4 protein-coding genes are annotated in these 4,988 nt (G+C 49.5%); all 4 read right to left on the reverse strand.

Annotated elements, in window-relative coordinates:
• Positions 1–356 (reverse strand): FixH family protein (locus tag ACTIE6_RS17335; RefSeq protein ID WP_439557839.1); only part of this gene is annotated, 356 nt, incomplete at its 3' end.
• Between the two features lie 160 nt (positions 357–516).
• On the reverse strand, positions 517–1,851 hold the full coding sequence (gene ccoG / locus ACTIE6_RS17340; protein WP_439557840.1) for a cytochrome c oxidase accessory protein CcoG: 1,335 nt from the start codon (positions 1,849–1,851) through the stop codon (positions 517–519).
• Between the two features lie 2 nt (positions 1,852–1,853).
• Positions 1,854–2,879, reverse strand: coding sequence for a c-type cytochrome (locus ACTIE6_RS17345; RefSeq protein ID WP_439557841.1), 1,026 nt, complete (start codon positions 2,877–2,879; stop codon positions 1,854–1,856).
• Positions 2,880–3,161: 282 nt separating this feature from the next.
• The coding region (ccoO, locus tag ACTIE6_RS17350) for a cytochrome-c oxidase, cbb3-type subunit II (protein ID WP_439557842.1) at positions 3,162–4,988 on the reverse strand (1,827 nt) is incomplete at its 5' end.

A 4,988-nucleotide genomic window follows, 5' to 3' on the forward strand; every position in this document is an offset into this window, starting at 1 on the left:
ACGCTTGAAGCCGGGATCAGCTGCGAGTGGTTTTTTGCATTGACCTGAATGGCGAGGTCTTTATTTTCATCGGCCGGACAGTACAGCCTGATCTTTCCTGAGAGCGCAGAGTCGGGAATGAACTGGGGATAATAAATGGAGATACCCTCGTCGGAAACGTGCCAGCTAACCTGCTGCCGCAATGCAGCACTGCGTTCACGCTTATCGATCTTATCCTGAAAGCTGAGTTCTTCTTCGTAATATTTGTCAGTTACAAGGTCCACTTTCTGGCTCATGCTCATCGTCACAAGCACAATGATCATGGCAACAAAGCCAAGGTAGAGGGTAACGATTGCGGTAGCGTAGTTGATTTTCATTTTGGCTGTCGGTAGTCGGCTGTTGGCTGACGGCTTTTGACAGTCAGCTTTTAGCTGTTTGCTTTGAATGTTTTGTTCTGTTTTATCAATATGTAATTCGTACAAAAAGGTGATCGTCGGAAGACAGCCGACAGCCGAAAGCCGACTGCCGAAGTCCAATCTACCTTCCCAAAAACGTCGTCTCAAATACCTCCAACTCCTTCCCATCCTGGTAAACTGCCAGCGGGAGTTTCGTTTTTCTTTGGGTGATTGCGGATTTCGGCATGTTGATGAATACGGTTCCTTCGGACATTCCGGCGGGTTGTAAGGTCAGGTCGGGGTTGCCTGCGAAAATGAGCTTGCCGCGCTGGTCTTTGATCTTGATCGTTGTTTTGATCAGTTTATTGGTTTTGTTAAAAATCTTGAAAGTGTACAGGTTGCTGATCGTTCCGTCCGGGTTTTCAATGTACTGGGTTCCCGGCGCGCGCAGGAGGCTGGTCTGTGTGTCGCTTCTTGAAGCGACCATAAAACCCAATCCCGACCAGAGTACCAGCAGTATTGCAGCATAGCCGATAACCCTCGGTGTGATCAGCTTTCTGGTTTTGTTTTCGATCGCATTCTCGGAAGTGTACCGGATCAACCCTTTTTCGAAACCCACTCTGTCCATCATTGAATCGCAGGCGTCAATGCAGGCAGTACAGTTGACGCATTCCATTTGCAGCCCGTTGCGGATGTCAATTCCGGTGGGACAAACTGCTACGCATTGGTGGCAATCGATACAGTCTCCGATCGTGCGTTCCTGGTTTTTGTGCAACTTACCCCTTTGTTCCCCGCGCTCGTGGTCGTAAGCTACCGCAATGGTATTACGGTCGATAAACACGCTCTGCAGGCGACCGTAGGGACATACCACCGTACAAGCCTGATCGCGGAGCCACGCAAAGTTGAAATAGAATACTGCGGTAAATGCAACAATGCCTGCAAAGAGGGTAAGGTGATCTTCCAGCGGCTCGGAAATTACTTTGGAAAGCTCATCCACGCCCAGCACGTAGGAGAGCAGCAGGTTGGCAATCAGAAAAGATACCAGCAAAAAGAGGAAGTACTTGGTGCCTTTTTTGATGATTTTATCCGAAGTCCATGGCGCTTTGTTCAGGAGCTTTTGCCTGGTAGCGTCGCCTTCGATCGCATATTCGATCTTGCGGAAAACCATTTCCATGAACACAGTCTGCGGACAGGCCCAGCCGCACCATAATCTTCCAAAAACCGTCGTAAACAGTACGATAAATACCATGAACGACAACATCATCAAACCGAACAACCAGTAATCCTGTGGACCGATGAAGATTCCGAAAATGATGAATTTTCTTTCCAACACATTGAGCAGCAGCACAGGCTGGCCGTCAATTTTTACAAAAGGCAATGCAAAAAGCAAGGCAAGTATGCCGACTGTGAACCAGGCGCGGCGGGTATGCCACTTACCGGTCGGTTTTTGCGGATAAATCCATTCCCGGGCTTCCATAATCAATTAGCTGCAACCTGCTCATCCTGGATCAGTTCGCCTTGCGGCTCCTTGGGAGTAGCTGGTTTGGTACCTTTTAAAGTCAGCACATAGCTGGCCACTTTTTGAATGTCTGTCGGTGAAAGCTGTTTTTCCCAGGAGATCATCCCTTTTTCGGGAACACCGTACTTGATCACTTTGAACAGGTTTTTAATGCCGCTTCCGTGCAGCCAGTATTCGTCGGTCAGGTTAGGGCCCACAGAGCCGCCACCGTCAGCGCCGTGGCAGGCGGTGCATTTCTCCTGGAATATCGCCTTTCCTTGTTCCACCAGCGGGGCTTCGGTCAATGCAGTTACTGAATTTTCGTCCAGCGAAGCGCCTACTTTTTCCATGTATGCCTTCTTTTCAATCTCGGCCTGAGCAATTTCCTTATCGAGTTCCGTCAGCTGCATGTCGCCAATCCCGCCGAAGTAAAATGCCGAGTAAGCGAGACCAACTACGATTGTTCCCAAAAACAGTGACTGTAACCAGGGCGGCATGCGGTTATCAAGTTCCTGAATGCCGTCGTAATCGTGCCCGTCAATAAGAATGTGTTTCTCGTCGCCAAGCGAAACGCTCATTCCGGCAAACTTCTGCCACCAGCTGGTAGCGTCTGCTTTTGCGGCAGCTTCCGGATTTTTGATCCTGTTCACTTTTTGTAGAAGCGAGATTGCATTACCTAATGTAACCACAACCAAAACGGCGATGAAAACAAGCACGCCCAGCAGCACGATCAACAGAATTTCCATTCCGGAAATTGCTCGGACTTCATCAACAGGCGCAGCTGCCGAAGCAGTAAACTGGATCAGGAAAAAGAACAGTGCAGACAAGATCCCCTTCCTTACCACGCCATCCTGCAATGGAATACTCTCCATTTTGGACAACGATTTCTTATCAATCCTGAAAACAAAAATCAGGAGTGAGAGAAAGAAGACAAAAAATATAACCAGCGAGATCATCGGATAAATGCCAATCCCGGCAATGGTTTCAAGGTAAGTTCTGAATTTCATGAGTGATCAATGATTGAATGATCGAATGATTGAATGATTGAATGAGCTAGTTAGTGAGTTAGTGAATGACCAGCTTTGTCACCCTGAGCGCAGTCGAAGGGCCGGCACGATGCTACTTCCCTTCGACCGCCTGGCGGCCCGCTACGCTCAGGGTGACAAGGCGTAGTTGCTCGTCTCGTAGCAGCCCTTCGACTGCGCTCAGGGTGACAAAGTGCTGCGCTCAGGGTGACAAAGAGCTGCGCTCAGGGTGACAAAAGTCTAAGTCATTGTTATATGGCAACGCTATTTCTCTCCTTTTATATCCGTCCCCATCCTTTGCAAATACGCGATCAGGGCTATAATCTCTTTGTTCTCCGAGGTTTTAATGCCGCTCTTACTTAGGTTATCCTGGATCTGTTTGGCCTGTTTGTGCAGGTCGGCGTTGGCGAGTTGGTCGTAGCCTTTTTCGTATGGTACGCCCAGGGTTTGCATCGCGCGGATCTTGGCTCCGGTGGTGGTGGTGTCCAGATCGTCTTCAAGCAGCCAGCCGTATCTTGGCATAATGGAACCTGGCGACATTGTAGTCGGGTCTTCCATGTGGTTGTAGTGCCAGGAGTCGGGGTACTTGCCGCCTATCCGGTGCAAATCCGGGCCGGTACGTTTGGAACCCCATTGGTGCGGGTAGTCATAAATAAACTCGCCTGATTTGGAGTACTCACCATATCGCTCGATCTCTGAACGGAACGGACGGATCATCTGGGTGTGGCATACGTAGCAGCCTTCTCGGACATACACATCGCGTCCCTGTAATTCCAGCGGCGTATAAGGCTTCACTGCCGCAATCGTAGGTACATTGGATTTGATCATAAAAGTCGGGATCATTTCAATCATCCCGCCGATTGCAACCGCAACCAGAGCGAAGATCGTAAGCGCCAAAGGTTTGCGTTCAAACAGCCTGCGGTGCCAGTACTCGCTTTTTTCGGCATGCCAGATCGCGTTGAGCGGCATTGCTTTTGCAGTCTCGGTCGCCACAAGGTTACCTTTCAGGGCTGTCATCCAGAGGTTGTAGATCATCACAATAAACCCGATGATATATAAGGTACCTCCGACAGAGCGCAGGAAATAAAGCGGCGCAAGCTGGGTGACGGTTTCAAGGAAGTTAGGGTATTTCAAAAGTCCTTCCTGCGTAAATTCTTTCCACATAGAGCTCTGTACCCAGCCAGCCCAGTACATTGGGATGGTATAGAACAGGATACCCAAAGTACCGATCCAGAAGTGGAAGTTAGCGGCCTTTTGTGAGTATAACGGTCTGTTATATATGCGTGGGAAAAGCCAGTACAAAATCCCGAAAGTAAGGAAGCCGTTCCAGCCCAGCGCACCTACGTGCACGTGGGCTACGATCCAGTCGGTATAGTGCGCGATTGCATTTACATTTTTGAATGAAAGCATCGGACCTTCGAAAGTTGCCATACCATAGGCGGTGATTGCAACTACCATAAATTTCAAAACAACATCGTCACGCACTTTGTCCCATGCACCGCGGAGTGTCATTAATCCGTTGATCATCCCGCCCCAGGAAGGTGCGATCAGCATCACCGAAAATACGGTTCCCAACGTTTGTGCCCATTCAGGCAAGGCGGTATAAAGCAGGTGGTGCGGACCAGCCCAGATGTACAGGAAGATCAATGCCCAGAAGTGAACGATGGACAACCGGTAGGAATAGATCGGTCTGTTGGCTGCTTTGGGAAGGAAATAATACATCAAACCCAAATAAGGCGTAGTCAGGAAAAACGCAACCGCATTGTGGCCGTACCACCATTGAACCAATGCATCCTGTACACCTGCATACACCGAGTAGCTTTTGAACAATGAGATCGGCAGTGCAATGCTGTTGACCACGTGTAGCATGGCCACAGTGACGAAAGAAGCAATGTAAAACCAAACAGCCGCGTAAATGTGCTCGGTACGACGGTTGATCGTGGTCATAATCAGGTTAATCAATGCAGAAACCCACACGATCGCGATCGCCACGTCAATCGGCCATTCCAGCTCAGCGTATTCTTTGGAAGTGGTCAATCCCATCGGCAGCGTAATTGCTGCGGCCAGGATAATGAACTGCCAGGCCCAGAA

This window comes from Dyadobacter sp. (assembly GCF_051859145.1).
Taxonomy (GTDB): domain Bacteria; phylum Bacteroidota; class Bacteroidia; order Cytophagales; family Spirosomataceae; genus Dyadobacter.

Bases quoted from the DNA above. Each gene is read 5' to 3' on its own strand.
- ACTIE6_RS17345 (WP_439557841.1), bottom strand. From the start codon at position 2,879: ATGAAATTCAGAACTTACCTTGAAACCATTGCCGGGATTGGCATTTAT.
- ccoG (WP_439557840.1), bottom strand. From the start codon at position 1,851: ATGGAAGCCCGGGAATGGATTTATCCGCAAAAACCGACCGGTAAGTGG.